This is a genomic window from Oleiphilus sp. HI0043, assembly GCF_001634935.1.
This window is the reverse complement of sequence record NZ_LWEY01000150.1, coordinates 1-583: the sequence shown is the minus strand read 5'-3', so window position 1 is coordinate 583 and position 583 is coordinate 1. Positions and strand designations below refer to the sequence as shown.

At 46.0% G+C, this 583-nt stretch carries 1 protein-coding gene; it reads left to right on the top strand.

Translation table 11 applies throughout. The annotated features are described in order from the left end of the window. Positions 1 to 24: 24 nt before the first annotated feature. Positions 25 to 583, top strand: a 559-nt coding sequence (locus tag A3729_RS02910; protein WP_197475501.1) for a hypothetical protein, incomplete at its 3' end; no start/stop codon positions are given.

The following is a 583-nucleotide window of genomic DNA, read 5'->3' as shown; positions in this document are numbered from 1 at the left end:
TTGATCAATAAGGATCAGGGTGAAATGGATAATATTCACCCATCAATGGATCCAGATTTGATTGGCGATGCGAGCGCAAATGAGGCAGGAGCAAGGGAATCTAACCTAGGTGAAAGCTCACAATCAGATGGCAATGGCCAGTATCGTGAACCATTCGAGTATGGGGAAATTTTAAAATCCGCAGGTATCGACCTATCAGATCATCAAATCGCAGTGCGTTATTACCGTGAGCGCTCAATACCACATCTGGTTTCGTTTCCATCAAAGAGGCAGCTCGTGAAAACCGAACTTATTCCGGAAGGAACAACTCTTTGGGAACCGGGGGAGCCAATTGAAGATGTGGACTGGTTTAGCTCAATGTCCATGAGTCAAAAGGTAATACCGGGTGTTACCACCGTTAAGCGAGAATGGGGATTTGACGAGGGTGCAGAGCCAGAGGTAGAACCTTGCGATTTAGATTTATATGTAGATTGCTCTGGCTCAATGCCAAACCCACAACAAAATACGTCATACACGACGATTGCTGGCGCTATTCTATGCTTGTCAGCACTGAGAGCCGGTGCTGCAGTTCAAGTCACTTTAT